The sequence below is a fragment of the Massilia sp. DD77 genome (assembly GCF_036961685.1).
Taxonomy (GTDB): Bacteria; Pseudomonadota; Gammaproteobacteria; order Burkholderiales; family Burkholderiaceae_D; genus Telluria.
This window is the reverse complement of record NZ_JBAMDH010000006.1, coordinates 19,375-40,619: the sequence shown is the minus strand read 5'-3', so window position 1 is coordinate 40,619 and position 21,245 is coordinate 19,375. Positions and strand designations below refer to the sequence as shown.

The 21,245-nt window shown below is 60.4% G+C and carries 33 protein-coding genes; 31 read left to right on the top strand and 2 right to left on the bottom strand.

All coding sequences use genetic code 11. The features are described 5' to 3' along the window. Positions 1–28 precede the first annotated feature (28 nt). The 7 genes from V7778_RS04545 to V7778_RS04515 all read left to right on the top strand — a co-directional run bounded on the left by V7778_RS04545 (position 29) and on the right by V7778_RS04515 (position 4,137). On the top strand, positions 29–748 hold the full coding sequence (locus V7778_RS04545) for a phage antirepressor KilAC domain-containing protein (protein ID WP_335552196.1): 720 nt from the start codon (positions 29–31) through the stop codon (positions 746–748). Further along, positions 741–1,430 (top strand): hypothetical protein, encoded by a 690-nt coding sequence (locus V7778_RS04540; RefSeq protein WP_335552194.1) that lies wholly within the window; start codon positions 741–743, stop codon positions 1,428–1,430. The genes V7778_RS04545 and V7778_RS04540 overlap by 8 nt, the downstream gene beginning before the upstream one ends. 255 nt (positions 1,431–1,685) lie before the next feature. Further along, a complete protein-coding gene (locus V7778_RS04535; RefSeq protein ID WP_335552192.1) occupies positions 1,686–2,159 on the top strand; it encodes a dATP/dGTP diphosphohydrolase domain-containing protein in 474 nt (157 codons plus the stop codon). Beyond that, positions 2,156–2,410, top strand: a complete 255-nt coding sequence (locus V7778_RS04530) for a DUF7220 family protein (protein WP_335552190.1) — start codon at positions 2,156–2,158, stop codon at positions 2,408–2,410. Before V7778_RS04535 ends, V7778_RS04530 begins: the two co-directional genes overlap by 4 nt. Continuing rightward, positions 2,407–2,835: a RusA family crossover junction endodeoxyribonuclease gene (locus V7778_RS04525; RefSeq protein ID WP_335552188.1), complete on the top strand. Its 429-nt coding sequence runs from the start codon at positions 2,407–2,409 to the stop codon at positions 2,833–2,835. The genes V7778_RS04530 and V7778_RS04525 overlap by 4 nt, the downstream gene beginning before the upstream one ends. Positions 2,836–2,886: 51 nt before the next feature. Next, positions 2,887–3,351 carry a hypothetical protein gene (locus tag V7778_RS04520; protein ID WP_335552186.1) on the top strand — a complete coding sequence of 155 codons (465 nt, stop codon included), beginning with the start codon at positions 2,887–2,889 and terminating at the stop codon, positions 3,349–3,351. A 93-nt stretch (positions 3,352–3,444) separates the two neighbouring features. Then, the gene (locus tag V7778_RS04515; protein WP_335552185.1) at positions 3,445–4,137 is read left to right on the top strand and encodes a hypothetical protein; all 693 of its coding nucleotides are present in this window, start codon (positions 3,445–3,447) and stop codon (positions 4,135–4,137) included. Between the two features lie 473 nt (positions 4,138–4,610). Here V7778_RS04515 and V7778_RS04510 read toward each other — a convergent pair whose 3' ends face one another. Further along, a complete protein-coding gene (locus V7778_RS04510) occupies positions 4,611–5,030 on the bottom strand; it encodes a type II toxin-antitoxin system HicB family antitoxin (protein ID WP_335552183.1) in 420 nt (139 codons plus the stop codon). Positions 5,031–5,162: 132 nt separating this feature from the next. Next, positions 5,163–5,345 carry a type II toxin-antitoxin system HicA family toxin gene (locus V7778_RS04505; protein ID WP_335552181.1) on the bottom strand — a complete coding sequence of 61 codons (183 nt, stop codon included), beginning with the start codon at positions 5,343–5,345 and terminating at the stop codon, positions 5,163–5,165. Positions 5,346–5,632: 287 nt separating this feature from the next. On the opposite strand from V7778_RS04505, the gene V7778_RS04500 reads away from it, so the two are divergent. From V7778_RS04500 to V7778_RS04390, 24 genes are all read left to right on the top strand, one after another. After that, positions 5,633–5,980, top strand: coding sequence for a hypothetical protein (locus tag V7778_RS04500; RefSeq protein ID WP_335552178.1), 348 nt, complete (start codon positions 5,633–5,635; stop codon positions 5,978–5,980). Next, the gene (locus V7778_RS04495) at positions 5,980–6,135 is read left to right on the top strand and encodes a hypothetical protein (protein ID WP_335552176.1); all 156 of its coding nucleotides are present in this window, start codon (positions 5,980–5,982) and stop codon (positions 6,133–6,135) included. The genes V7778_RS04500 and V7778_RS04495 overlap by 1 nt, the downstream gene beginning before the upstream one ends. Then, a complete protein-coding gene (locus V7778_RS25135; RefSeq protein ID WP_442920695.1) occupies positions 6,132–6,449 on the top strand; it encodes an HNH endonuclease in 318 nt (105 codons plus the stop codon). The genes V7778_RS04495 and V7778_RS25135 overlap by 4 nt, the downstream gene beginning before the upstream one ends. 1 nt (position 6,450) lies before the next feature. Continuing rightward, positions 6,451–6,807, top strand: a complete 357-nt coding sequence (locus V7778_RS04490; RefSeq protein WP_335552174.1) for a hypothetical protein — start codon at positions 6,451–6,453, stop codon at positions 6,805–6,807. Between the two features lie 42 nt (positions 6,808–6,849). Beyond that, a complete protein-coding gene (locus tag V7778_RS04485) occupies positions 6,850–7,290 on the top strand; it encodes a terminase small subunit (RefSeq protein WP_335552173.1) in 441 nt (146 codons plus the stop codon). A 9-nt stretch (positions 7,291–7,299) separates the two neighbouring features. Next, complete coding sequence (locus tag V7778_RS04480) at positions 7,300–9,006, top strand: terminase large subunit (protein ID WP_335552171.1); 1,707 nt, start codon at positions 7,300–7,302, stop codon at positions 9,004–9,006. Continuing rightward, positions 9,003–9,176, top strand: a complete 174-nt coding sequence (locus tag V7778_RS04475; RefSeq protein ID WP_335552170.1) for a hypothetical protein — start codon at positions 9,003–9,005, stop codon at positions 9,174–9,176. Before V7778_RS04480 ends, V7778_RS04475 begins: the two co-directional genes overlap by 4 nt. Positions 9,177–9,179: 3 nt before the next feature. Beyond that, positions 9,180–10,424 carry a phage portal protein gene (locus V7778_RS04470; protein ID WP_335552167.1) on the top strand — a complete coding sequence of 415 codons (1,245 nt, stop codon included), beginning with the start codon at positions 9,180–9,182 and terminating at the stop codon, positions 10,422–10,424. Beyond that, the gene (locus V7778_RS04465) at positions 10,421–11,380 is read left to right on the top strand and encodes a S49 family peptidase (RefSeq protein ID WP_335552165.1); all 960 of its coding nucleotides are present in this window, start codon (positions 10,421–10,423) and stop codon (positions 11,378–11,380) included. Before V7778_RS04470 ends, V7778_RS04465 begins: the two co-directional genes overlap by 4 nt. A gap of 65 nt (positions 11,381–11,445) precedes the next feature. Beyond that, positions 11,446–12,768, top strand: a complete 1,323-nt coding sequence (locus V7778_RS04460) for a phage major capsid protein (protein WP_335552163.1) — start codon at positions 11,446–11,448, stop codon at positions 12,766–12,768. Between the two features lie 76 nt (positions 12,769–12,844). Beyond that, positions 12,845–12,991: a hypothetical protein gene (locus V7778_RS04455; RefSeq protein ID WP_335552161.1), complete on the top strand. Its 147-nt coding sequence runs from the start codon at positions 12,845–12,847 to the stop codon at positions 12,989–12,991. A gap of 3 nt (positions 12,992–12,994) precedes the next feature. Further along, positions 12,995–13,174: a hypothetical protein gene (locus tag V7778_RS04450; protein ID WP_335552159.1), complete on the top strand. Its 180-nt coding sequence runs from the start codon at positions 12,995–12,997 to the stop codon at positions 13,172–13,174. A gap of 8 nt (positions 13,175–13,182) precedes the next feature. Then, positions 13,183–13,680: a hypothetical protein gene (locus V7778_RS04445; RefSeq protein WP_335552157.1), complete on the top strand. Its 498-nt coding sequence runs from the start codon at positions 13,183–13,185 to the stop codon at positions 13,678–13,680. Further along, positions 13,677–14,912: an alpha/beta hydrolase-fold protein gene (locus V7778_RS04440; RefSeq protein ID WP_335552154.1), complete on the top strand. Its 1,236-nt coding sequence runs from the start codon at positions 13,677–13,679 to the stop codon at positions 14,910–14,912. Before V7778_RS04445 ends, V7778_RS04440 begins: the two co-directional genes overlap by 4 nt. 9 nt (positions 14,913–14,921) lie before the next feature. Further along, positions 14,922–16,670 carry a hypothetical protein gene (locus V7778_RS04435; RefSeq protein ID WP_335552151.1) on the top strand — a complete coding sequence of 583 codons (1,749 nt, stop codon included), beginning with the start codon at positions 14,922–14,924 and terminating at the stop codon, positions 16,668–16,670. Beyond that, positions 16,671–17,510: a phage fiber-tail adaptor protein gene (locus tag V7778_RS04430; RefSeq protein WP_335552149.1), complete on the top strand. Its 840-nt coding sequence runs from the start codon at positions 16,671–16,673 to the stop codon at positions 17,508–17,510. 175 nt (positions 17,511–17,685) lie between these two features. Then, the gene (locus V7778_RS04425; RefSeq protein WP_335552147.1) at positions 17,686–18,267 is read left to right on the top strand and encodes a head-tail connector protein; all 582 of its coding nucleotides are present in this window, start codon (positions 17,686–17,688) and stop codon (positions 18,265–18,267) included. Then, on the top strand, positions 18,264–18,575 hold the full coding sequence (locus V7778_RS04420) for a phage head closure protein (RefSeq protein WP_335552145.1): 312 nt from the start codon (positions 18,264–18,266) through the stop codon (positions 18,573–18,575). The genes V7778_RS04425 and V7778_RS04420 overlap by 4 nt, the downstream gene beginning before the upstream one ends. Next, on the top strand, positions 18,572–19,090 hold the full coding sequence (locus V7778_RS04415) for an HK97-gp10 family putative phage morphogenesis protein (protein WP_335552144.1): 519 nt from the start codon (positions 18,572–18,574) through the stop codon (positions 19,088–19,090). Before V7778_RS04420 ends, V7778_RS04415 begins: the two co-directional genes overlap by 4 nt. Further along, positions 19,087–19,437 carry a tail completion protein gp17 gene (gene gp17, locus V7778_RS04410; protein WP_335552142.1) on the top strand — a complete coding sequence of 117 codons (351 nt, stop codon included), beginning with the start codon at positions 19,087–19,089 and terminating at the stop codon, positions 19,435–19,437. Before V7778_RS04415 ends, gp17 begins: the two co-directional genes overlap by 4 nt. Positions 19,438–19,522: 85 nt before the next feature. Continuing rightward, the gene (locus tag V7778_RS04405; RefSeq protein WP_335552140.1) at positions 19,523–20,155 is read left to right on the top strand and encodes a phage tail tube protein; all 633 of its coding nucleotides are present in this window, start codon (positions 19,523–19,525) and stop codon (positions 20,153–20,155) included. A gap of 96 nt (positions 20,156–20,251) precedes the next feature. Then, positions 20,252–20,707 (top strand): phage tail assembly chaperone, encoded by a 456-nt coding sequence (locus V7778_RS04400; RefSeq protein WP_335552138.1) that lies wholly within the window; start codon positions 20,252–20,254, stop codon positions 20,705–20,707. 50 nt (positions 20,708–20,757) lie between these two features. Then, positions 20,758–21,024 (top strand): DUF1799 domain-containing protein, encoded by a 267-nt coding sequence (locus V7778_RS04395; RefSeq protein ID WP_335552459.1) that lies wholly within the window; start codon positions 20,758–20,760, stop codon positions 21,022–21,024. Positions 21,025–21,102: 78 nt separating this feature from the next. Then, positions 21,103–21,234 (top strand): hypothetical protein, encoded by a 132-nt coding sequence (locus V7778_RS04390; protein ID WP_335552136.1) that lies wholly within the window; start codon positions 21,103–21,105, stop codon positions 21,232–21,234. Positions 21,235–21,245 lie beyond the last annotated feature (11 nt).

Here is a 21,245-nt window from a genome sequence, read left to right as displayed (position 1 = left end):
CACATACGAGATGAACGCGAGGTGCAACATGCAAGCATTGCAACATATTGGTGCTGTCAAGGCCACGATGTCGAGCCGCGAAATTGCGGACATCTGCGAGGCGCGCCACAACGACGTCATTGTCACGATTGAGCGCCTAATCAACGAGGGGGTTTTACGACTTGGTCGTAATACTGCCCGCCCGTACGCTCCGGACGGCGGCGGCCGCCCGACGATGGTCTATGACCTGACGAAGCGGGACTGCCTGATCGTGGTGTCCGGCTACAGTGCCGTACTGCGCGCCAAGATCATCGACCGGTGGATGGAGCTCGAAGCAGTGGCGCCGGTGCCGGGTCTTCCCCGCTCCTTCGCGGAAGCGCTGCGCCTGGCGGCCGACCAACAGGACGTAATCACGGCCCAAGCGGAGCAGCTCGCCGCCGCGGCGCCGGCCGTCGAATTCGTGGAGCGCTATGCTGACTCGACCGGTACCAAGGGTTTCCGTCAGGTGGCCAAGCTGCTGCAGGCGAATGAGAGCCAGTTCCGCGAGTTCCTCATCGAGGAGAAGATCATGTATCGCCTGGGCGGGGAGTTGACGCCGCACTCGCAGCATATTGACGCTGGCCGGTTCTGCGTGAAGGCCGGTACGGCGCCGGGCAACGGGCACGCCTATAACGCGGCGCGCTTCACCCCAAAGGGCGTCACTTGGGTGGCGGGCGAGTGGGCAAAGTGGCAGCTCAAGCAGCGGGCGGGGGAGGTGGCTCATGCGTGACTATTCTCCACTGCGCGAGCTGGCCGCCACTGCGAATACTGTGCATTTGAAGTCGTCGACCGTCGTTGAGCTGCTGGACGAACTCGACGCGCTGCGCGCCGCCAGCGCCAAGCCGGCGAAGGTCAAGCGGAATGACTACCCGGCCGTATTCGAAGTCGTCTGGGAGGTCTATCCCACGCGTCCAGGCGACAGCAAAAAGGCGGCTTACAAGGCTTGGACCGCCCGGGTCAACCTCGGAACCACGCCGACGCAGATGCTGGATGGGGCAAAGGCGTACGCCGCCTACGTGAAGGCAATGCGCGTTGAGCCGCAGTTCATCAAGCAGGCGGCGACGTTCTTCGGGCCCGGCGAGCACTTCGCAGCCGACTGGACTCCGCCAGAGGCGCTGAAGAAGCCAGCCAATGGCGGTGCATGGTGGGTTAGCGATGCGACGATCCTCGCCAAAGGCGCCGAACTGGGGCTAAGGCCACACCCGGGCGAGCAAATGTCGTCATTCAAGGGCCGTATCCAGGTCGCGATCGATAACGACGGCCCGCCACCGGCCGCATCCATCCAGGTGCAACCACCACAACCACCGCGGCCGCCAGCGCCAGCACCAGCCGAGATTCGGGCGCGGAGGCCCGAGGGGCTGAATCTCAAGGACCTGGTGCGGAAGGACGCTCCGTTGCCGAGGTTTGCGTGAGGGACGGCGCGGAGCTGTGTGCTCGCTGCGACAAGCTGAAGACCGAGGGGTATCCGGACCGGCTCAAAGCGGGGCAGGGGCACTGCCTCGGGCACGGCGACAGCAGCCCGTCACGTGGCCCATTCGTCTCTTGGGACGACCGCGCCTGTCCACTGTTTGCCCACGCAAAGGACATGGCACTACGGGAGCGCTGGATCGAGAGACGCCAAGCAAAGCAACAACAAGAGCAAGTCCAAACTGAAACGAAAGGATGATATGGAAGATTCGCACGAAATGCTGACGTTCCACCCGATGGAGGGCGATAAGCCCACGAACCCCAAGGACATCGTTGGCGTACGCAAGGCCCCGATGTCGACCGTACCGGCGACTGTGCTGGCCGAAATCGGCGTGGCGATGCTCGAAGGGGCATCGAAGTACGGTCGGCATAACTACCGCGTCGTTGGCGTGCGCGGATCGGTCTACTACGATGGCGTGATGCGCCATCTGATGGCCTGGTGGGAGGGAGAGGATATCGACGCCGACTCGGGCATGTCGCACGTCACGAAGGCAATTACGTCGCTGGTTGTCCTGCGCGACGCGATGATGCAGGGGAAATTTACGGACGATCGCCCGCCGCGCGCGGCCCCGTTCTACCCAGCACTCAATGCTGGCGCCTCCGATATCATCGACCGCTATGCCGACCGGAATCCGGTCCACTATACGATCAGCTTTCAGGGGCTGCTAGCATGAACCAGTCCCGACTCGGCTCACTCATTGAAGCGATCATCAACGTCTTCATCGGCTTCGCGATCAACTATACCGCCAACATGCTGATATTCCCGATGTTCGGATTCCACATCACCCCCGGCGCCAACTTCGCCCTGGGCCTGATCTACACTGTCATCAGCGTGGCGCGGTCCTACTGCGTCCGTCGGTGGTTTAACGCGCGACTTCACCGCCTCGCGGGAGCTGTGGCATCGACGATCGAGGGGCGCCGATGATCGAATTCATCGTGCCTGGGCAACCAGTACCGAAAGGGCGCCCTAAGTTCGCTCGGCGGGGCAAGGGAGTGGTCGCATACACGCCAGCGAAGACTGCAGCCTACGAGTCTTTGGTACAGCATGCCGCCAGCGCGGCGATGCTCGGCCGGGAGCCAACTGCACGGCCGGTCAAGTTAGTCGTGAGGCTTGCACTTGGAGTTCCCGCCAGTTGGTCGAAGAAGCGCCGGATCATGGCGATTGCCGGGGCGATCCGGGCAACAAAGAAGCCTGACGCCGACAATGTCTTGAAGGGGCTCAAAGACGGGTGCAATGGGATCGTTTGGAAGGATGATGCTCAGGTCGTATGTATTGAACTCCTAAAGTTCTACGGTGAAATCCCATGTGCTGCCATCACTGTCCATGAGCTCGACGGCGAAGCCGCCTAATCGTTCAATCTGCAGTATTGTATAGGTATCAAAACAACTCAGGGGGCGAAGATGAGACGGTCCGAAATTATTGAATTCCTTCAGAATTCGCAAGCAGTCGCTGTCTTGGCGGGTCGGGTTCGCTCAGCAATTTTTGCCGAAAGTCGCGGGCGTTCGGTATCCCATCATGTTTCGTATAAGAACCTGCCGGATCATCCGAACGATTTTGCTGCCGATGTGTTGCACATTAGATTCATTGCCAGATTGGAATACATAAAATTAATCGTGAATACACGCGAGTTTCTAGCTGCTCAATATGCCTTCTTCGCGCTTTCTCGCGACACGGAAACTCGACTGCCGGAGGTCGTCAGGCTCGTGCAGCCAGGGGCAGTGATCCTTCCGAACCGTGAAGTGCAGCTAAGCGACGATGAGGAAATGGATGCAGCTGACCTCGTTACCATTAAGGACGAGGTATCGACTATCCTTATTACTCACGCGCTGACACGCCTGGATGAATGGAAGCCAGAACAAACTTGACGAGTGCTAGCGTTGCAAATTGGAAAAGTTCGGACAGGCAAGAAGATTGATCCTCAAGTGATAAGCTGACTCATCCATTCAGATGAGAAAGCTATGGCCTTCGCTGACAAATACATGGGCGCGCTCAGCGCGTCAAACTTGCTGGACGACGAACTGCATCACAAGGCGGAGCCGCTCCAAGCTGCCGCCTTAGCTGATCGATCGGCGCGCGACATCGGGGCGCTACTTCACCGGGTGAAGTATGCTGGTACCGTCGTGCAAAAGCTGGCGCATGCAGTCGCGGCACAAGGCCGGGCAGAGCGTGAACTCGCCGATGCGGTGCGTCGTAAAGATACTGCGCGAGAAGCCGAGTGCCGCCAAGTGGTCGAGGCGAATGCAGCGACATGTGCCATGGCAGGCAGCGAAGCAGCGGCTTTCCGCTCGCTGTATGTCGCCTGGTGCGACATCGTATCGAAGAAAGGCGCCGAACGGCACTGGATCAAGCCGGCTGACTGGCCAAAGATCGGCCATCTCGCGCCCGCCCTGTACCGGCGCGTCGCTGAACATTCGTTGGTGTATTACTTGGACGACGTGTGCAAGGCCTGTGACGGTACCGGCGCCACTTCGACCAAGCCACTGATAGTATGCAAGACCTGCTGTGGCTCAAGGAAGCAGCCGCTCGGTAGCGCTGCGGAACTGAAAATCAGCGCGTACGAGGCTAAGCTGGTTGCGGAGATGGTTGGCGAGCTCCTCGCGCTGGAGCAGACGCATGCAGGCGTTGCGAACGCGAGACTCCGCCGGGTATAGATTGCGCTACAAAATCGTCGTGCGATAGTTGTAAACGCCGAAGCTCAGGCGTATCATTGAGTCTTCAATACATTCTTCTTAGGTGCCGTACTAGACAGCTCGCTGTCACCGTCCCGAGGAACGCATGCAGTGCAAGCCACCTAGAGTTGCTTTCGCTCGCCCAGACAAAAAGCCCGAACCCTAAGCGTCCGGGCTTTTCTATTTACGAGAAGTTGACTGCAACGATCTCCGCGCCGGCTTCCTCGAGCGCCGCAACGAGCGCTTCCTTAGTAAGCGACGCATCGAGAGTTGTAAAGAGAACTTCCGACAAGCTGTTATCACTGGTCCCAGGAGTGATCTGGACGCCGCCTACGAGGTTGTCTCCCATGGCATAGACAACGGACACTGCTTGCGAATAGCCTCCGCGAGTAACGATTTCGACATGCCTTAGGGGAAAATGCGGTTTTTGATTTACTCCGGTCATCGCGCCGCCCTTAAACAATAGAAACCACGAGATTCTTTCCAAGCGCTTTGGCGGCCTGCTCGACAAAGTCCAGCTTTGACGCATGGCTCAGATCGAACAGTCGGTCCACTTGGGGATTATGAACGTTGAGCATGCGCGCAAGATCAGCTTTCCGCAGCTTCTGAGCGAACATCTCATTCCACAGCAAGACTTTTGCTTCTGACAGGGCAGGCAGGGTAACCGTCTGCTGGCCAGGTCCAGTCGGCGAGGGCAGGGGAACGGGTAGGCGCCGCTCGAAATAGCTTTGAAGGGCGGTTTCGAGCGCATCAAGTGCTTCGCGCTCAACGTGAGACTCATCGTCCGCAACCGAGTGAACATTCGGGAAATCGACAAAGTCGATTAGTAACGTTCCGTTAGTGTCGGGCTCCAGAGTGATCGGATAGTTCAACATGATTGAATCCTCTTGGTCAATGCCGCATCGCGGCTGGTGCTGCTTGGTCGTTTGTAAGTAGTGCTACCTACGGTATTGCTTAGGCTATGAAACCTGCGAGTATCGAAGAAACCCCTTTCGGGGCTTCTCCTCTCATTTAAGCTTTAAGTCTTTGAGAATCTTGTTCCTTAATCCCTCTCCCATCTCTTTCGCTCCGTGGTCTGGGAAGGTACTGTATTCTCCGTTTAGCTCTACATCGAAGTGGCTGCCGCGTTTGTGAGAAGTGAACTTCGCTCCCTGACGCTCCAGCCATCTTCTAAACTCGCTGTATTTCATAAACCTCCTTTCTTGTCGATGAATTCATTATACAACACTTCTGTTGTATTGCAAGAGATTTTACAACATATGTGATGTTTATTTGCTGGGCCGGTATGGCCTGGCAGTGACCGTGTCTCCTGAATCCGCCCCAACAACGGATTCCTTTGCCGCCCTCGCAGCCATGCGTCGGCGGCTTTTCTTTTTCATAGGTGCGCGATGAGCATCGAATCCGAGCTGGTGTGGTTGCGCATCCTGGTGCAGATCTGGCGCGAAGTGACGGTCATTGAACGATCGCAGGAGCCGAAATGAACGACACAGCACATATCTACCGCGCGGAGATCCTGCGCGCCGTCTTCGGGCCTACAGCGCACGAGACGAAGGCGCACGACCTCCACCGGCTCAATCAGATCGCCCAGCACCTGGCGGACTGCGAGGAGGCGCAAGCCATCCTCCGCGCTAAAGGACACGGCCGCGTCGGCATGTCTTTCATCGAGGTGGCCAGCAGCGTGCCGAACAACGTGCGCCGGATGCTGGACAACCTGTTCCCGAGTGGCCTGCTCGGACTGAGTAAGCAGGGTACTGATATCGCCACGCCAGTAACGGCACCGAACCGCCTGGGCAGTGATGTGCACGATGTATGGAGTTCGCGGTGATGGCGACGACCACGCTAAGTCTCCGCACCCGGATCGCATGGTGGGTTCGCCCGGCGCTGTTCTGTGTCGCCGTAGTCGCCCGCGCCTGCTCGGCCTGCGCTGCCCGCTGCATCGACGCCATCGTCGATCATGGCCTTGTCTTCGAAATCGAATGAAGCTGCAAACGCTCAGGTCTGCGCTGAAGACGGCACGCAGCCGGATCACCATGCTTCCGACGCAACGCCCGGACGTAGTCGAACGTAAACGAGGATCGGCTGGCGTGCGAGACCGCGAGCGGATCCGTGCGCGTGACTGTGGTTTGTGCCAAGAATGCAAGAGGCAAGGACGCACGACCCTTGGGCATCCGGTCGACCACATTGTCCCGCTGTGGAATGGCGGAAGTGACGACGACAGCAACAAGGAAACGCTTTGTGTACCGTGCCACGACGCCAAGACGGCGCGTGAGGCACGGCAGCGCGCGAGAGGCTGAAATGAAGGTAGAGCTAATTCCGGAGGAGACGTACACCCTACAATTCGGCGACCACCAGATCGAGGGTATGCGTGTGGTATCGAGGTGGAATGGCCTCATTGAGCTGCGAAACGCGAAGCGTGAGGTATTGATCGTCTCGGCGCCGGAGATCCGCCCGTTTGTAGGCGTCTTCGATACGCTGTTCGGCGACGTATTCCGCACCGCTGCCGAGACCAAGGCGACTGGAGTCGTCGTCGTGATGGGCTCGCCTGACCTCGTCGCGCGTCTGCGGGCGGCCGGTCCGACAGCGGCGCCGGAAGCCGCCCAAGGGGAGGGGGTGTCGCATCCCTCCAACCCTTCGGCACCGGACACCGACTAGCACCTCACGCGCAGAAAAAATCCCCCTTGGAGGAGTTTGTTAATGGCTTTAACAGGCAAAAAGCGAGCCTTCGCCGATGCCGTGTTGGCCGGGTTCTCCAATAAGGAAGCGGCGATTCGCGCCGGCTTCAGTGAAAAAACGGCATCAGCTGCCGGGTCGAGGACTGTTAAAGACCCGGAAGTTAAAGCGTACCTCGAAGAGCGGCGCAAATCGCCCCCAGGGCCGGGTGCTCCGATGACCACGCTGCCGCCGGTCGACACGATCGACATCCCTGCGACTGCCGATCCTGTCGAATTTCTCACCAATGTGATGAACGAGCCGGCCGCGGATCTTCGGCTCCGCATTGATGCTGCAAAGGCAATGCTCCCGTTCAAGCATAAGAAGCTTGGTGAGGGAGGGAAGAAGGACCAGAAGGACGAAGAAGCGAAGAAGGTCGCGAGCAGATTCAGCGCTGCACGCCCGCCGCTCAAAGCCGTGAAGTGAGGTCGAAGTATGGAATGGTCAACCGCTTGTCCGGATTGGGAAGACAGGCTGAAGGCCAAGCTTTCGATCATCCCGCCCCCAATCTTTCCAGACGAGGCTGACCAGGCGCTGCGCATCTTCAAGGAGCTGCGCGTCTGCGACCTGCCAGCAACCGTCTGGGATGAGGACCTTGGCGAACACCGGAGCCCTAACTTCGGCGAGTGCAGCGAACAGTGGGTATTCGACTTCGTTGCCGCAATCTTCGGCGCCTACGATCCTGAGACTGGAAAGCAGCTGATTCGCGAGTATTACCTCCTGATTAGCAAAAAGAATACGAAATCGACGATCGCCGCCGGCATTATGCTTACCGCGGTGATCCTCTGCTGGCGAAACGAGGAAGAGCACCTGATCCTGGCACCGACCAAGGAGGTCGCCGACAACAGCTTCAAACCTGCAGCCGCAATGGTGCGCGCCGATGCGGAGCTTTCAGCCTTGTTTCATGTGCAGGATCACGTCAGAACGATCACGCATCGCGTATCAAAGGCATCGCTCAAGGTCGTCGCCGCCGACACGGACACGGTTTCCGGCAAAAAGTCCGGCAAAGTTTTGGTGGACGAACATTGGTTGTTTGGTAAGCGTGCGAACGCCGAAGCGATGTTCATGGAGGCGTTGGGCGGACAAGTGTCCCGTCCTGAGGGCTGGGTCATCTTCCTGACCACTCAAAGCGACGAGCCGCCAGCTGGCGTGTTCAAGGAAAAACTCAGTTATTACCGAGACGTCCGCGACGGCAAGGTCGAGGACCGTAAGTCGCTGGGTGTCCTTTACGAATACCCGCCTGCGATGGTCAAGGCGAAGGCCTACCTTGATTCCTCGACCTACTACATCACGAATCCGAATATTGACCGCTCCGTAAGCGCCGAGTGGATCGAGGACAACCTCAAGAAACTGCTGCACAAGACGGATGGGTCGTTGCAGACCTTCGTCGCCAAGCACCTGAATGTCGAGATCGGCATGAACTTGCGCGCGGACCGGTGGGCCGGCGCCGACTTCTGGGAGCGCCAGGCGAAGGCCCCGGGCCTCTCGCTGAGCGAACTCCTTGCCCGCTGCGAAGTAGTCACGGCCGGCATCGACGGTGGCGGCCTAGACGACTTGCTGGGGCTGGCTTTCGTGGGGCGCGAGCGTGGCACAGGCAAATGGCTCGCTTGGACTCGCGCGTGGGCGCATCCCATCGCACTCGAGCGTCGCAAGAGTGAAGAGAGCAAGTACAACGACTTTGAGCAACAGGGCGACCTGGTGATTATCGAGCAGTTGCCGGGCGACGTCGCCGCGGTGGCTGCTGTGGTCAAGGAAGTGAACGAGTCCGGTTTGCTCGCTTCCGTTGGGTTGGACCCGGAGAAGACTCACAAGGTGATGTTCCAGGCGCTGGTCGATGCAGAAATCGATGAGTCGAAGTGCTTCGGCATCTCGCAGGGCTGGAAGCTGATCGGTGCGATCAGCGTCACCGAAAGGAAGCTGGCGGAGGGCGTTCTGCTGCATGGCGGTCAGCCGCTCATGAACTGGTGCGTCGGCAACGCCAAAATTGAGCCCCGCGGGAACGCGGCCCTGATCACAAAGCAGGCTTCCGGCACCGGCAAGATTGACCCGCTGATGGCACTCTTCAACGCCGTCCAACTGATGGCGTTGAACCCGGAGCCAGCACAGACCACATCTATCTACGACGAGGGCGTAACGATATGAGCATTCTCGACTGGGCGACCCTCGTCGCCGGCATCCTGGGCTTGGCGCTGATTACCGTCGGCGCCTGGATGATCTACCCGCCGGCTGGCTTCATTATCGCCGGACTCGGTCTGCTGTCTTGGTCGTACATCGTCTCACGCGCCATGGCGCGGGTAGGCAGCAAAGGATAACGGATGTTCACCAAACAGTTTTTCAGCTCCCAGCTCGCGACCGGTAACGGCGGGTGGTTGTCGGGGCTGGGCGGAGCGCGGTCTGACGCCGGCCCATTGGTGACGGTCGAGTCCGCACTGTCTCTCACCGCAGTGCAGAGCTGCGTAACGCTCCTTGCCGAGAGCATCGCCCAGCTTCCGCTGGAGCTATTCCGCCGGACAAAGGATGAGGGCAGGGAGGCCGCGAAGGATCATCCACTCTACCGGATCCTTGCCTACGCACCGAACGAGTGGCAGACGCCGCTCGAGTACCGCGAAGGCAGTCAGCTATCCGCTGGCTCCCGTGGCAACTCTTACAGCATCATCGGGCGCGATGGCGACGGCACCGTGACCGGTCTTTACCCGGTGCCAGCGCAGTCGGTCGTGGTCATGAAGGGCTCCGACCTTCGCCCCTATTACCAGATCGATGGTCAAGAGCCGATCCCTCAGCGCATGGTCCACCATGTTCGGTGGTGGAGCCTAAACGGCTACGTGGGGCTGTCGCCGATCATGTTGCATGCCAATGCGATTGGTCACGCCCAGGCTATCCAGCAGTATGCCGGCAAATCTTTCTTGAACGGTACAGCTCTGTCCGGTGTGATCGAACGCCCTCGTGAAGCGGCGCCGATCAAAGACCCGAACGTCATTGATCGGATCACTGACCAGTGGCAGCAGCGGTACGGTGGGACTGGTAACGCTAAGCGTGTCGCCATGCTGCAGGAGGGGATGACCTTCAAGGCGCTGTCGATGACCAACGTCGACGCGGAGCTAATCCCGGCACTCAAGCTGACAGCCCTCGACATTGCGCGTATTTACAAGGTTCCACCGCACATGATCGGCGAGCTGGACAAGGCCACGTTCTCGAACATTGAGCACCAGGCAATCCAATTCGTCATCTACACGCTTCTGCCCTGGATTAAGCGGCATGAGCAGGCAATGATGCGCGATTTGCTGTTGCCGAGTGAGCGCGATGAGTACTACATCGAGTTCAACGTCTCTGGACTGCTTCGCGGCGACCAGAAATCGCGCTATGAGTCGTACGCGATCGCCCGCCAGTGGGGCTGGCTGTCGGTGAACGATATCCGGCGCCTCGAGAATCTGCCGCCTGTGAAAGGTGGGGACGTCTACCTCCAGCCGCTGAACATGGTCGATGCGGCCAAACCGTTGCCTGCCCAAATGCCGAAGGCTGACCCGAAGGTTGTAGCCGAAATCGAAGGAATCCTTGCATGAAAAACCGTTTTCGTATCGCGAGCCTTATCTTCAATCAGCCTCTAATGGTGACTGAGGCTATGCTGGACCAGGCTGCGGCCTGGGCAAACCAGCAGATGAGTCTGAACATCGTCAACCTGAGCGTCAACGGCGCGCAGCCTCAAATGATGGACGACGACGATGGCCCGTATGAAACCCAGGCGATGCGCGAGGAGAGCGCTCGGCGCCAGATTATCGCCGAGACGGGCGTGGCCATCATCCCCGTACACGGGGTGCTGGTCAGCCGAAGCATGCAGATGAACCCCTGCGAGACGATGACGAGCTACGAGCAGGTCAGGGCGCAGGTGAGTGCCGCGCTGGCGGATCCCGCAGTCGAGCACCTCGCCTTCGACATCGATAGCCCCGGTGGCAGCACGACCGGCGCCTACGAGCTTTCGGACTTCCTGTTCGAAGCCCGCGGTATCAAGCCGATGTCCGCCATCATCCATTACAGCGGCTACTCGGCGGCATACCTCCTGGCGGCGGCGATCGGCAACGTCTCGGTTTCCCGTACTTCGGGCGTTGGATCGATCGGCGTGATCGCCAAGCACCTGGATGTCTCGGCACGTAACGAACAACTTGGCCTGAAGGTGACGACGGTGTACGCCGGCGCACACAAGAATGATCTGAGCCCGCATGAACCGATCACCGAACAGTCGATGGCATTCCTAACCGACATCGTGCAAACCTACTACACCCAGTTTGTGGAAGCTGTCGCAACCTACCGCGGCATCGGCGTTGACGTCGTGCGTGGAACAGAGGCGAACGTCTACATGGGCCAGAAAGGCATCGATATCGGCCTGGCTGATCGCCTCGAAACACCACAGGCAGCGATCGACCGCATCACCGAGCAGGTTCGCGAAGCGCGCGCCGGCCGTAGCAACAAGACTTCCATCGGTGCCCGCGCGAAAGCAATGGCGCTCCAGACCCAAATTTGACCGCGTTCGCGGACAAGCAACCGAGCCGCCCTTGAGGCGGTTTTTTCTTTTCTAGGAGAGGCAATATGCCAACCATTAATGAGCTCCGCAGCGAACGCGCCAAGGTCAACGCCAGCGTGCAAGCCCTGGCCAAAATCGAAGCGGATGGCGGCCAGCTCAACGCCGAGCAGGTGCAGCAGTTCACCGACCTGCAAGCCAAATTCGATGACCTGACTGCCCAAATCGGCCGCATGGAAGCTGCCGAGCGCGTCGCGGCCGCCGCGGCGGTACCCGTCGATCGAGCCCAAGCATCGGCCCACCAGCCGCAAGCGCCGCCGGCAGCGGCAAGCATGCCTGCAACCCCCCGCACCCCGGAAATCCCGGGTCTGGGTATGTCCCGCATGGTCCGCGCACTCGTCGCCGCCCAAGGTAACCAGCAGGCCGCCGCCAAGTTCGCCGCTGACAACAACTTCGGCGACGACGTCGCGATGGCGCTGAGCACCCTGACCCCTGGCGCCGGTGGCGTCCTGGTCCCGACGAACATGGCTCGTGAAGTCATCGAGCTGTGGCGTCCGAAGTCGGTCGTGCGCACCCTCGGCGCCCGCCCGATCCCCCTGAACAATGGCAACCTGACCCTGCCGCGCCTGAAAGGCGGCGCAGTCGTCGGCTACATCGGTACCGAAACCGACATCCCGACCACTGGCCAGCAGTTCGACGATCTGAAGCTGTCGAGCAAGAAGCTCGCCGGCCTGGTCCCGATCTCGAACGACCTGCTGTCCTACGCCGGCACGAATCAGAACGTCGACAAGATCGTGGTGGACGACCTGGCGGCGGCCATGGGTTCGCGCGAAGACAAGGCTTTCATCCGCGATGACGGCACCAACAACACTCCAAAGGGCCTGCTGCATTGGGCTCTGGCTGGCTTCAAATTCATTGCGTCGGCCGGCGACACCCTGCAGAAGGTCGAGACCGACCTGAACAAGCTGATCCTGGCGCTGGAGGCTGTGGACGCCAATCTGGGCCGCCCTGGCTGGATCATGTCGCCACGTACCTTCCGCTTCCTGGAAGCGCTGCGCGACGGCAACGGCAACAAGGTCTACCCGGAGATGAAGGACAACATGCTGAAGGGCTACCCGATCGGCAAGACTACCCAAGTCCCGAACAACTTGGGCGCCGGCTCGAACGCCTCCGAGCTCTACTTCGTCGACTTCAACGACTGCTTCATCGGTGAAGACGAGACCCTGCTGATCGACTACTCGAAAGAAGCTGCTTACAAGGACGGCAACGGCGACATGGTCAGCGCCTTCCAGCGTGACCAGACCCTGGTGCGCGTGATCGCGAAGCACGACTTCGGCCCGCGTCACGTCGAATCGGTCTCCATCCTGACCGGCGTGACCTGGGGCGCCTAATCGGTGCACATGACCCGCTAGTCGGGTCGATAGGGCGGTACCGACCGGTGCCGTCCACCTAAGACTACGAGAAACCATGAAAAAAACTGTGAAATTCCTCAAGCCGTGGAAGATCTACACCGCCGGCGACATCGCTGGCTTCGACGAGGAGCAGGCCGAAGCGCTGATCAAGGCGAAGGCTGCGGAGCCGTACGAAGAGAAAGCCAAGGCAGCGGCCAAGTAAGCCATGAGCCCCGAGACCGCCGCCTGGCTCGCAGATCTGCGCGCCGAGGCCGCGGCTCCGGGCGCTCTTCTGGTCGCCGTCCCCGGAAAAGCGGGGACGCTACCGATCTACCCAAATGACATAGTCGGCAAGTCCGACGACGAACTGCTTGCGTATGTGCGCGAGCGGGTCGGCAGCCCATAGGTGCGCGAATGGCGATTCAGCCCGCAGATATCGTTTATCGCCTCTCCGGCGGCACCTCCAACGGCACCGCCGCGGCGTCCGTTGGAGGTGCGAAGTCAACCACGGTCGTTGCGCCAGGCGCGCTCTTCGACACCATTGACGGGACCGAATCTTCTGTCGGTGATATCGAGTACCGCTGCGTGTACGTACACAATGCGCATCCCACGCTGACTATGCAGAACGCCATGGCGTGGATTCCAACAAATACTCCGAACACTGGCACTGATATGGCGATCGGCGTTGGATCGTCCGCCATCAATGGAACTGAGCAATCGGTTGCGAACGAGGGCACGGCGCCGGCGGGTGTCACGTTTGCAGTCGCCGGCACGTTGGGTGCTGGTGTAGCGCTCGGGAACATCCCGCCTGGGCAGCACCGTGCTGTTTGGCTGCGTCGTACCGTGACCGCGGCAGCACCGGCCAGCAATGACGGCTGCACCCTGCGCGCCACTTGTGATACTGCAGCATGACGGCGCCGCTCGATTCCTACACGGTCGCCAGCGGGAGGGGGATCTACGGCGGAATGGCTGAGCCCGAGATTAAGGAGCCAGCCGACGTGCTCGCGTTCGACGCCGAGCCGACCTTCGTTGACATGGGCACGGGCGTCATTTCCAACAACGCCACCTATAACGGCCGCGTCATGGTGTTCAACCTGCACGGCTCGGGCGGTCAGAACTACACGACCGGCCGCCAGTATCGCGCGCCTGTGAGTGGCCGCCTGGCGTTCGAGGATCAAACCGAATTCGGGTTCAGTATCACCGGCTTGCAGACCGCCGGAAGCTCGACCTACTTCCCGACCATGCGCCCGATTGACGAGTACGTCAAGGCGAGCATGGGTAACAAAGAATTCGAGTCGCGCCACCTGGGCCTACTGCTCGCTGACGGCTTCGTGCACCTCACGACCGAGAATCGCTACGACGCGCTGCTCGATTGGATGGACGCGAACCTCCAGCAGTACAACCAGTCGCGGCGCGTCGCCTGGGGTGGCTCGATGGGCGCATGGGGCGTGGTCACGTACTGCCTGCGCCGTCCGACCCGCTTCGCAGCCGTCTATTCCGACCGCCCGCGCTTCCGCTACGGTTTCGACTGGGGCAACTCGGTCGTGACCGACTGGAGCAGCGCCTCGGCCGCGCACGGCTGGGTAGACGTTCCGTACAACAGCGCGCCGCAGATCGCACCCGAGGACGGCGGCGGCTCGTCGGCCGTCTACGGCGACATGATCGCCCACGTGGGCAACCCGAACAACAAAATCCCGTGGCTCGGCTGTTGCCTGGGCCGGAACGATGGCTACGGCGAGTTCCAGGACCTCGTCGACTTCGTGGCCGCCTGCCGCGCCACTGGTCGCGGTTTTGCGTGCTACTGGAACGACGGCGACCACTCGACCGGCTCGCAAATGGCGCGCATCACGCAAAGCTATCCGATTGGCACATTCAAGATCGGCGAGGGTTATCCGCTGTTCACCGAGCACTCGCTCGACCAAGACCCGGCTGTCGACCTCGTGGGCGGCATCAATATCGGCCTGTCGTTCAAAAACGTGGTTGAGACCGCGAACGGCTGGGCGTGCGAAGTCACCAACGTGACCGCCGCGTGCACGGTCAAGGTCAAGCCCATCAGCGACGTGTTTGCCGCCAACGTGCCCGCCAAGCTGGTTACGATCCCGGCCGCAAATACCTGGGTTTACGTCGAATTCAGCGCCGTATAAGGAAAGTAAATGGCGACACTCGTAGAAAGCACAATCGGCGTCGGAGGGACGTATCCCGATCTGCCTACTTGGTGGGCATCGGTTCCGGCCGACTTGGTTGCTGCCGACCAAATCCACAAGGGGAAGCTACTCAAACCGAAGTTGACCGTCACCAGCACTTTTACGATGACGAGTAAGACGACGAGTGCGTCGTGCTACCCCGAGCTGACAGCCGATGTAGGCGCGTCCTGGATCGACGACCCGAGCTACGGCACCGGCCCGATGCGCTATGACCCGAGCAAGGGCGCGACTATCGAAACCGTGAGCGCCTCGGTGCAGCCGCTTATCGTGAGCTGCAAGTTCGCACGCATCACCCGCCTACAGTTCGGCAGCATGGGGACCGGGGCCAGCATCGCAAGCGCCTTGCGTGTCAGCGCTGACGACGTGACTGTCGAGGACTGCATCGGCGAAAGCTACGCGATCAACTCGGCGGCAAAGGGCACGCTTGCGCTCGTGGGGCGGCGCTCCACGGTGCGCCGAGGGCTGTTCGCCCAGCGCCGTCCCGATATCGCCGCCATCATCGCGCAAATCGGCAACGACGCACGGCTGGAGGACGTCACGCTAGTCTCCCTGGGCGCGACCCTGACTGTCGGCATGACCACGCAGAACTTGGCGTCGACGCTTACCCGCGTCTATGTAGGCGGCGTGGCGGCGCCCGATGACGGCACCGTCGCCTCGACCAAAGTCGATTGCGCGACCAACGCCACCGCGACCGGTTGGACTACCGTCCCGCTCGATACCGCGAACTTCGTCAACATCACGCCTGGAACGCACGATCTGCGCATCAAGCAGGGCTCGGCGCTGGACACAGCAAACGCTGGCCTGCAGACGCCGCTTTATGCGCCGCCGGCGGACAACGCACCAGTGCTGAGCAATGCCGCCGCTTCCCCGCTGAGCGCAACCTCGGGCGCGTTCAGCGTGGCGACGGACGAGGCGGGTGGCACGCTGTACCGCTACATCAGCATCGCCAGCGCTGCGCCGAATGCGGCCACGATCAAGGCCGCCAGCCTGACGCAAACGGTTGCGGCGACCGGCACGCAGAGTGCGCAGTTTGAGGGCCTGGCCGCCGGCACGACCTACTACGTCGCCTCCATCCAAACCGACAGCGCGGGGCAGGACAGCAATATCGTCACGGCTTCGTTCACGACCCCGGCGGCCGATGCGGTCAAGCCGACGTTTTCCGGCGGCGCGGCGATCACGGCTGGCACGATTACCTCGTCCAGCGTGGCGGGTAGCTACCCGGCCGCGTCCGACAACGTGGGTGTGCATCACTACGAGAAAAGCAAGGATGGCGGCGCATTTTGGGAAGATAACGGATCAGGCCTGACTTTCCAGTTTAACGGCCTCGCAGCCAGCACCGCCCATGCGGTTCGCATCCGTGCGGTCGACGCCGCCGGCAACTTCTCCGACCCGCTGACGCTGACGATGACCACCTCGGCCTCGCAAGCGCCGACCGGATCGTTCACCACCTCGCGCGGCCTGGAGTACAACAGCGCGACCCCGTGGCCGCAGGGTACAGTGGTTCATTGGGAATGGCGGCAGAACGGCCGGATCGGCAGCGCGCCGACCAGTACCACATACGGCACGGCGACCGTCGCCTCCGATGGCAAAGTCACAGCGACCGGCTTACCGAGCGGGCCCGGCATTCTTATGGTCGGCAAGCGCGGCGCAACGTTCATGAACGATTACCCATACTACGAACCAGGCACGGTGGCCTAAATGCTGCGCAATCTCGCACGACCCAACACGAATGGGGGTGGCATCCTCGGGACGCACCTGGTCGGCGTCCCTGCGTCGGAGCTGCCGGTCGGCTTCCCGCTGCCCGGCCTGCTTAACAACGATGTGGCGCAGGGCGACCCGGCCGGCACACTGTACCGAGTTGAAATCATCGACTGGCCGAGCGCTGGCGAGCTACACGTCGAGGAGAACGGCGCGTTCTCGTTCACCGATGCTCCGGACGGCACCTATACCGGCGCGACGAAGGTCTACAAGAATAACCTGGCCGACGATGGTGCCTATGAGTTCGTAATTGGTGCCGCTGGGCTCACTCAGGTCTCGTCTGACCTCGTGCTTACCTACGCGACCCTGTCCCAGGTATCTGCTGACCTAGTTGTTAGCTATTCGACTCTGTCGCGAGTCTCGTCGGACCTTGTACTTACTTGGCAGCTTTTGGGGAACTCTGGAATGTCATTTACGCCTTCGAAAGCTCGAACAATCGTCGTCGGCGTCGGGCCGAAGCCCTTCAGCGCAGAAGGCGACTTCTGGAACCTGACCGATCAAAAGAAGCCGCGCGGTACAAAGGATCCGAACGCCACGATCGACATCACGTTCGACTTTGCGCCCTGGCTTGCCGATATGGGAAGCCCAGAAATCGCGGGCGTGGTGTTCATACTGGTTGGCTGTCAAGACGCAGGACAGTTCGCACAAGGATCGAAGCTGACGATCTTCATCTCGGGCGGTACCGGGCAGGAGATTGCAATCACCTGCAGGCCGACAACGGCGACGACCCCGGCGCGCACCGATGATCGCACCGTCTACCTGACGCTAGGAGATCAGTGATGGAGTCGCCAATCCCAGTTCAAGTGGTGCTGGTCGAACTTGCTATCCCTCAGCTACCGCCAACGCATATCGTCGAAGCGACGCAGCAGTTCGCTCGGGCGCCGACCGGTGATGGCTATTCGCCGCGGATGGTTACCTCTGCAGCTCGGCCAGCCGCAACGCAAAGGAGTACTCGATGAGGTTCAGACTAGTGACACCGCCGGTGGCGCTCGCTGTCTCGCTTGCGGAAGCGCAGCTTGCTGTCCGGGCCGATGTCGACCAAGACGGTAAGTCGCCACTGGACGCCGACCTCGAGAGGAGCATCCGGACTTACACAACTGAGGCGGAGAGTGAAACAAGCCGGGCAATCATGGAGCAGACCTGGCGCCTGACCCTAGACGCGTTTCCGACCTGTGAGCGTGGAGGTCCCGGGCCGATTCAGCTGCAGTTCCCACCGCTTGCGCTTGTCGACCACGTCAAGTTCTATGACCGCGATGGAGTTCAGCAAACCCTCGATCCCCAGGACTACCAAGTCGATAGTGAGAGCGAGCCGGGATTCCTCGTGCCGGCGCCGGGAAAGACCTGGCCAGCGACCGCCGATCGCATCAACGCGGTTGAGGTCCAGTTCCAATGCGGCTTTGGCGAAGACCACACCGCTGTCCCGGACGGCATCAAGGGCTTCATCCTGGCGCGCGTGCAGGAGCATCTCGAAAGCGGTGGCCAGACAAAGAATGAGTATGTCAGGCGATTGCTCTGGCCTTACAAGGTTCACCTATGACCCTGAACCATCGAGTGATGCTCCTCAAGCCTGGGGTCGTTCGGAATGCGGCAAATGAGCGCGTGAACAGCTTCGAACCAGTGCAGGAGGTCTGGGCGTCGGTTCGATTTCAAACTGGCGCGGAAGTAATGCGCGCGGGCGCCGACGTTTCGATCGTGAAATGCTCGGTGCGGATCCGCGCCCGCAGCGATGTCGATGCCTCTTGGCGGGTCCGCTACAAAGGCGTTGACTATGAAGTGAAGTCGCCCCCACTCGAGGATTCCAAGGGCAGCGATTTTGTGTTTTTGGTCTGTGAAGGTGTGAAATGATCGATTTCGATCCTTCTGGCCTTATCGCGGCAGTCGAGAGTACTGCCGACCAGGTCGTCAACTCAGTCGACGAAGTCACGCTTCGAACAGTCGGCTTTGCCGGCAGTGAGGTTTTCCGTGACCAGGTAAAGCAGAACGCCCTGGCTAACAAAGAGACGGGCATGCTGTTCGATAACATCATCGTCAAACGTCTCGAAGAAGAGTCTGACGGCGGTAAGCGACAGGCTTACATCGTCACGGTTCGAAGCGGAACGAGCTCCAGCCCAGGAGCGTACTACTGGCGATGGGTCGAGTTTGGTCACCGCTTCGTCCCGAAAAACAAGCGAATCAGCCCGAAGACCGGACGCACCATCGGTTGGGCTGCGCATAGGCGGGCAGCGGAGCTGGAATACGGCACCGCAACCGTGCCGGCATATCCCTTCATGCGCCCCGCGTACGAGAGCAAGAAGCAAGAGGCAGTCGACGTCATGACTCAGACCCTGGCTGAGCAAATTGCAAGGAATGCTACCCAATGAGCGTCTACGTTCAAGTCTTTGAGGCTTTGGCAGGGCTCGCCGGCGGCCGTGTGTATCCAATCCTGGCCGACGAAGGCGTAAGCACTCCTTACATCGTAGTCCAACGTGTTGGCGGCGCTCCGGTGAACTTCCTGACGGGAGAGCAGCCCGAGCAAAAGCATCACCGGATCCAAGTTTCCGTATGGGCCACGACTGCGGTTGAGGCCGAGGAGGTGGCAGAGCAAGTTGAGCAGGCGATGCGTCTGGCAGTTGCACTGCAACCGGAGGTCCTGGGCGGTGCCGTCGACACCTACGATGAGTTGACAACCTACCGCGGGACTCGGCAGGAATTTTCCCTGTTCTTCTAATTTGTTTCTTTTGATTCGAGCCGCCCGAGCAATCCGGCGGCTTTTTTAATGCCCGGCTCCCGGGCTCTTTACCTGAAAGGCCCTCATGAAATTGCCAAACAACCTCGCGTTCGCAGTAGCGACCGTTTTCGCCACTGCAGTGAGCATCACGGCTGCCTCGAATGCCTCTGAGGCAGTCTGCACCGCAACCAACACGTTCGCCGCCGGCGATTACGTCGAATATACCGGCGGCTGGAGCAAGGCCAACGGCCGCGTTTTCCGCGTGAAGACGCCAACCGGCACCAACTTCGTGCTCGAAGGCCTGGACACTTCGGACGTCAATCTGTTCCCGGCCGGCGCCGGCACCGGCTCGGTGCGTAAGGTCACCACCTGGGTGCCCATCGTCGGCGTGACTGCGGCGGACGTCTCCGGCGGCGACGGCAAGAACGTCGAGGTTCCGCTGCTGGACAGCGATATGCCTGTCTCCCTGCCTGATGGTTTCACCGCTACAACCGTCAGCCTGACCATCGCCGACGAGAAGTCGGCTGCGCATCATGCCGCGCTCCAAGCGATTTCGGACGGCGTGAAACTGACCTGCCTGCGTACTGGCCTGCCGGGCGGCGACGTGCTCCTGTATGCAGGCTACTGCAGCTTCAATCCCTCGCCGTCGCTCTCCAAGGGCAACGTGATGGCTGTGAAAGCCACCTTCAACCTGCAGAACAAGGTCGTTCGCTACTAATCGGTTTTGCCGGCCGCCCAGACACTGGGCCGGCCTTTCTCGCCGCGGGGTCGCACCTCGCGGTCTTTTTTTTCTCTCCACTGAAAGACAATAATCATGGCAAAAGGTACCAAAATCGTCCTGGGCAAGCGCCCGAAGAACTTCAAGAAAGAAGTGAGCTGCAAGATGCTCGATGGCAGCGCCGGCTGCATGGAGGTCACGTACAAGTACCGCACCCGTAAGGAGCTCGCGGAGCTGACTGATGATCTCCAGGCCCGTCTGAAAGACGAGGCGAATGCTGAAATCGAGCGCTTCAAGGCCGCAATGGAGAAGGCCAAGGCGGACGGCGAGAAGATCCCTGAATTCACCCTCACCCAGACCGAGATCGTCAACCGTCAATCGGCGATCACCGTCGAATACATCCTCGCCATCGTCGAAGAATGGAACCTCGACGCGCCGTTCGATAAGGACGGAGTGACTGAGCTGGTGGACACGCTCCCGGCCATGGTCGAGGCGCTGAAGGACGACTACCGTGCTGCGATTAACGAAGGCCGCCTGGGAAACTCCGTCTAATCGCCGACGCCATGTATAGGCCGGGTCTGAGTGATAAGGACTTGGCCGAGATGGAAGCAGGCGGCTTCACTCTGGCGGACTACCCTGAAGAGCAAGTTGAGATTTGGCCAGAAAATCTCCAGGCATATGAGCTGTTCCTCTACATGCGGACCCAGTGGCGCGGCGCCGGGATGGGGCTGATCGGCCTCGACTACGGCCCGTTACATCATCGGATGGATCGGATGAAACTGGAGCCTGACGAGTACGAAGAGCTCGAGGCGGACGTTCAGGTTATGGAGATCGCGGCAATCGGTGCCATGAACGACAAAGACGAGTAATACAAAAAGCAAAAAGCCCTGAGCGTTCGCAGCGCCAGGGCTTTTTGCATTTCCACTGTCCATACGTCTGGCGGAAAGATGAATGCAAAAGACGCCGGCATTGTCGGCAAGCGCTTGGCAACAGCAGCACTTATAGCGGCCATCGGGTTTGCCTTGGGCGCATCAGCGGGTGGCGCCGCTCTCATCCTCAAGCTGTTCATTCAGCAGTAGCACTCAAATAT

Coding starts and splice junctions, on each gene's coding strand:
- V7778_RS04395 (WP_335552459.1), top strand. CDS start 20,758: ATGGAAGCAGGCGGCTTCACTCTGGCGGACTACCCTGAAGAGCAAGTT.
- V7778_RS04545 (WP_335552196.1), top strand. CDS start 29: ATGCAAGCATTGCAACATATTGGTGCTGTCAAGGCCACGATGTCGAGC.
- V7778_RS04515 (WP_335552185.1), top strand. CDS start 3,445: ATGGCCTTCGCTGACAAATACATGGGCGCGCTCAGCGCGTCAAACTTG.
- V7778_RS04460 (WP_335552163.1), top strand. CDS start 11,446: ATGCCAACCATTAATGAGCTCCGCAGCGAACGCGCCAAGGTCAACGCC.
- V7778_RS04450 (WP_335552159.1), top strand. CDS start 12,995: ATGAGCCCCGAGACCGCCGCCTGGCTCGCAGATCTGCGCGCCGAGGCC.
- V7778_RS04535 (WP_335552192.1), top strand. CDS start 1,686: ATGGAAGATTCGCACGAAATGCTGACGTTCCACCCGATGGAGGGCGAT.
- V7778_RS04400 (WP_335552138.1), top strand. CDS start 20,252: ATGGCAAAAGGTACCAAAATCGTCCTGGGCAAGCGCCCGAAGAACTTC.
- V7778_RS04440 (WP_335552154.1), top strand. CDS start 13,677: ATGACGGCGCCGCTCGATTCCTACACGGTCGCCAGCGGGAGGGGGATC.
- V7778_RS04500 (WP_335552178.1), top strand. CDS start 5,633: ATGAACGACACAGCACATATCTACCGCGCGGAGATCCTGCGCGCCGTC.
- V7778_RS25135 (WP_442920695.1), top strand. CDS start 6,132: ATGAAGCTGCAAACGCTCAGGTCTGCGCTGAAGACGGCACGCAGCCGG.
- V7778_RS04530 (WP_335552190.1), top strand. CDS start 2,156: ATGAACCAGTCCCGACTCGGCTCACTCATTGAAGCGATCATCAACGTC.
- V7778_RS04470 (WP_335552167.1), top strand. CDS start 9,180: ATGTTCACCAAACAGTTTTTCAGCTCCCAGCTCGCGACCGGTAACGGC.
- V7778_RS04510 (WP_335552183.1), bottom strand. CDS start 5,030: ATGTTGAACTATCCGATCACTCTGGAGCCCGACACTAACGGAACGTTA.
- V7778_RS04475 (WP_335552170.1), top strand. CDS start 9,003: ATGAGCATTCTCGACTGGGCGACCCTCGTCGCCGGCATCCTGGGCTTG.
- gp17 (WP_335552142.1), top strand. CDS start 19,087: ATGAGCGTCTACGTTCAAGTCTTTGAGGCTTTGGCAGGGCTCGCCGGC.
- V7778_RS04445 (WP_335552157.1), top strand. CDS start 13,183: ATGGCGATTCAGCCCGCAGATATCGTTTATCGCCTCTCCGGCGGCACC.
- V7778_RS04525 (WP_335552188.1), top strand. CDS start 2,407: ATGATCGAATTCATCGTGCCTGGGCAACCAGTACCGAAAGGGCGCCCT.
- V7778_RS04505 (WP_335552181.1), bottom strand. CDS start 5,345: ATGAAATACAGCGAGTTTAGAAGATGGCTGGAGCGTCAGGGAGCGAAG.
- V7778_RS04490 (WP_335552174.1), top strand. CDS start 6,451: ATGAAGGTAGAGCTAATTCCGGAGGAGACGTACACCCTACAATTCGGC.
- V7778_RS04420 (WP_335552145.1), top strand. CDS start 18,264: ATGACCCTGAACCATCGAGTGATGCTCCTCAAGCCTGGGGTCGTTCGG.
- V7778_RS04430 (WP_335552149.1), top strand. CDS start 16,671: ATGCTGCGCAATCTCGCACGACCCAACACGAATGGGGGTGGCATCCTC.
- V7778_RS04520 (WP_335552186.1), top strand. CDS start 2,887: ATGAGACGGTCCGAAATTATTGAATTCCTTCAGAATTCGCAAGCAGTC.
- V7778_RS04455 (WP_335552161.1), top strand. CDS start 12,845: ATGAAAAAAACTGTGAAATTCCTCAAGCCGTGGAAGATCTACACCGCC.
- V7778_RS04435 (WP_335552151.1), top strand. CDS start 14,922: ATGGCGACACTCGTAGAAAGCACAATCGGCGTCGGAGGGACGTATCCC.
- V7778_RS04485 (WP_335552173.1), top strand. CDS start 6,850: ATGGCTTTAACAGGCAAAAAGCGAGCCTTCGCCGATGCCGTGTTGGCC.
- V7778_RS04405 (WP_335552140.1), top strand. CDS start 19,523: ATGAAATTGCCAAACAACCTCGCGTTCGCAGTAGCGACCGTTTTCGCC.
- V7778_RS04480 (WP_335552171.1), top strand. CDS start 7,300: ATGGAATGGTCAACCGCTTGTCCGGATTGGGAAGACAGGCTGAAGGCC.
- V7778_RS04465 (WP_335552165.1), top strand. CDS start 10,421: ATGAAAAACCGTTTTCGTATCGCGAGCCTTATCTTCAATCAGCCTCTA.
- V7778_RS04415 (WP_335552144.1), top strand. CDS start 18,572: ATGATCGATTTCGATCCTTCTGGCCTTATCGCGGCAGTCGAGAGTACT.
- V7778_RS04425 (WP_335552147.1), top strand. CDS start 17,686: ATGAGGTTCAGACTAGTGACACCGCCGGTGGCGCTCGCTGTCTCGCTT.
- V7778_RS04390 (WP_335552136.1), top strand. CDS start 21,103: ATGAATGCAAAAGACGCCGGCATTGTCGGCAAGCGCTTGGCAACAGCA.
- V7778_RS04540 (WP_335552194.1), top strand. CDS start 741: ATGCGTGACTATTCTCCACTGCGCGAGCTGGCCGCCACTGCGAATACT.
- V7778_RS04495 (WP_335552176.1), top strand. CDS start 5,980: ATGGCGACGACCACGCTAAGTCTCCGCACCCGGATCGCATGGTGGGTT.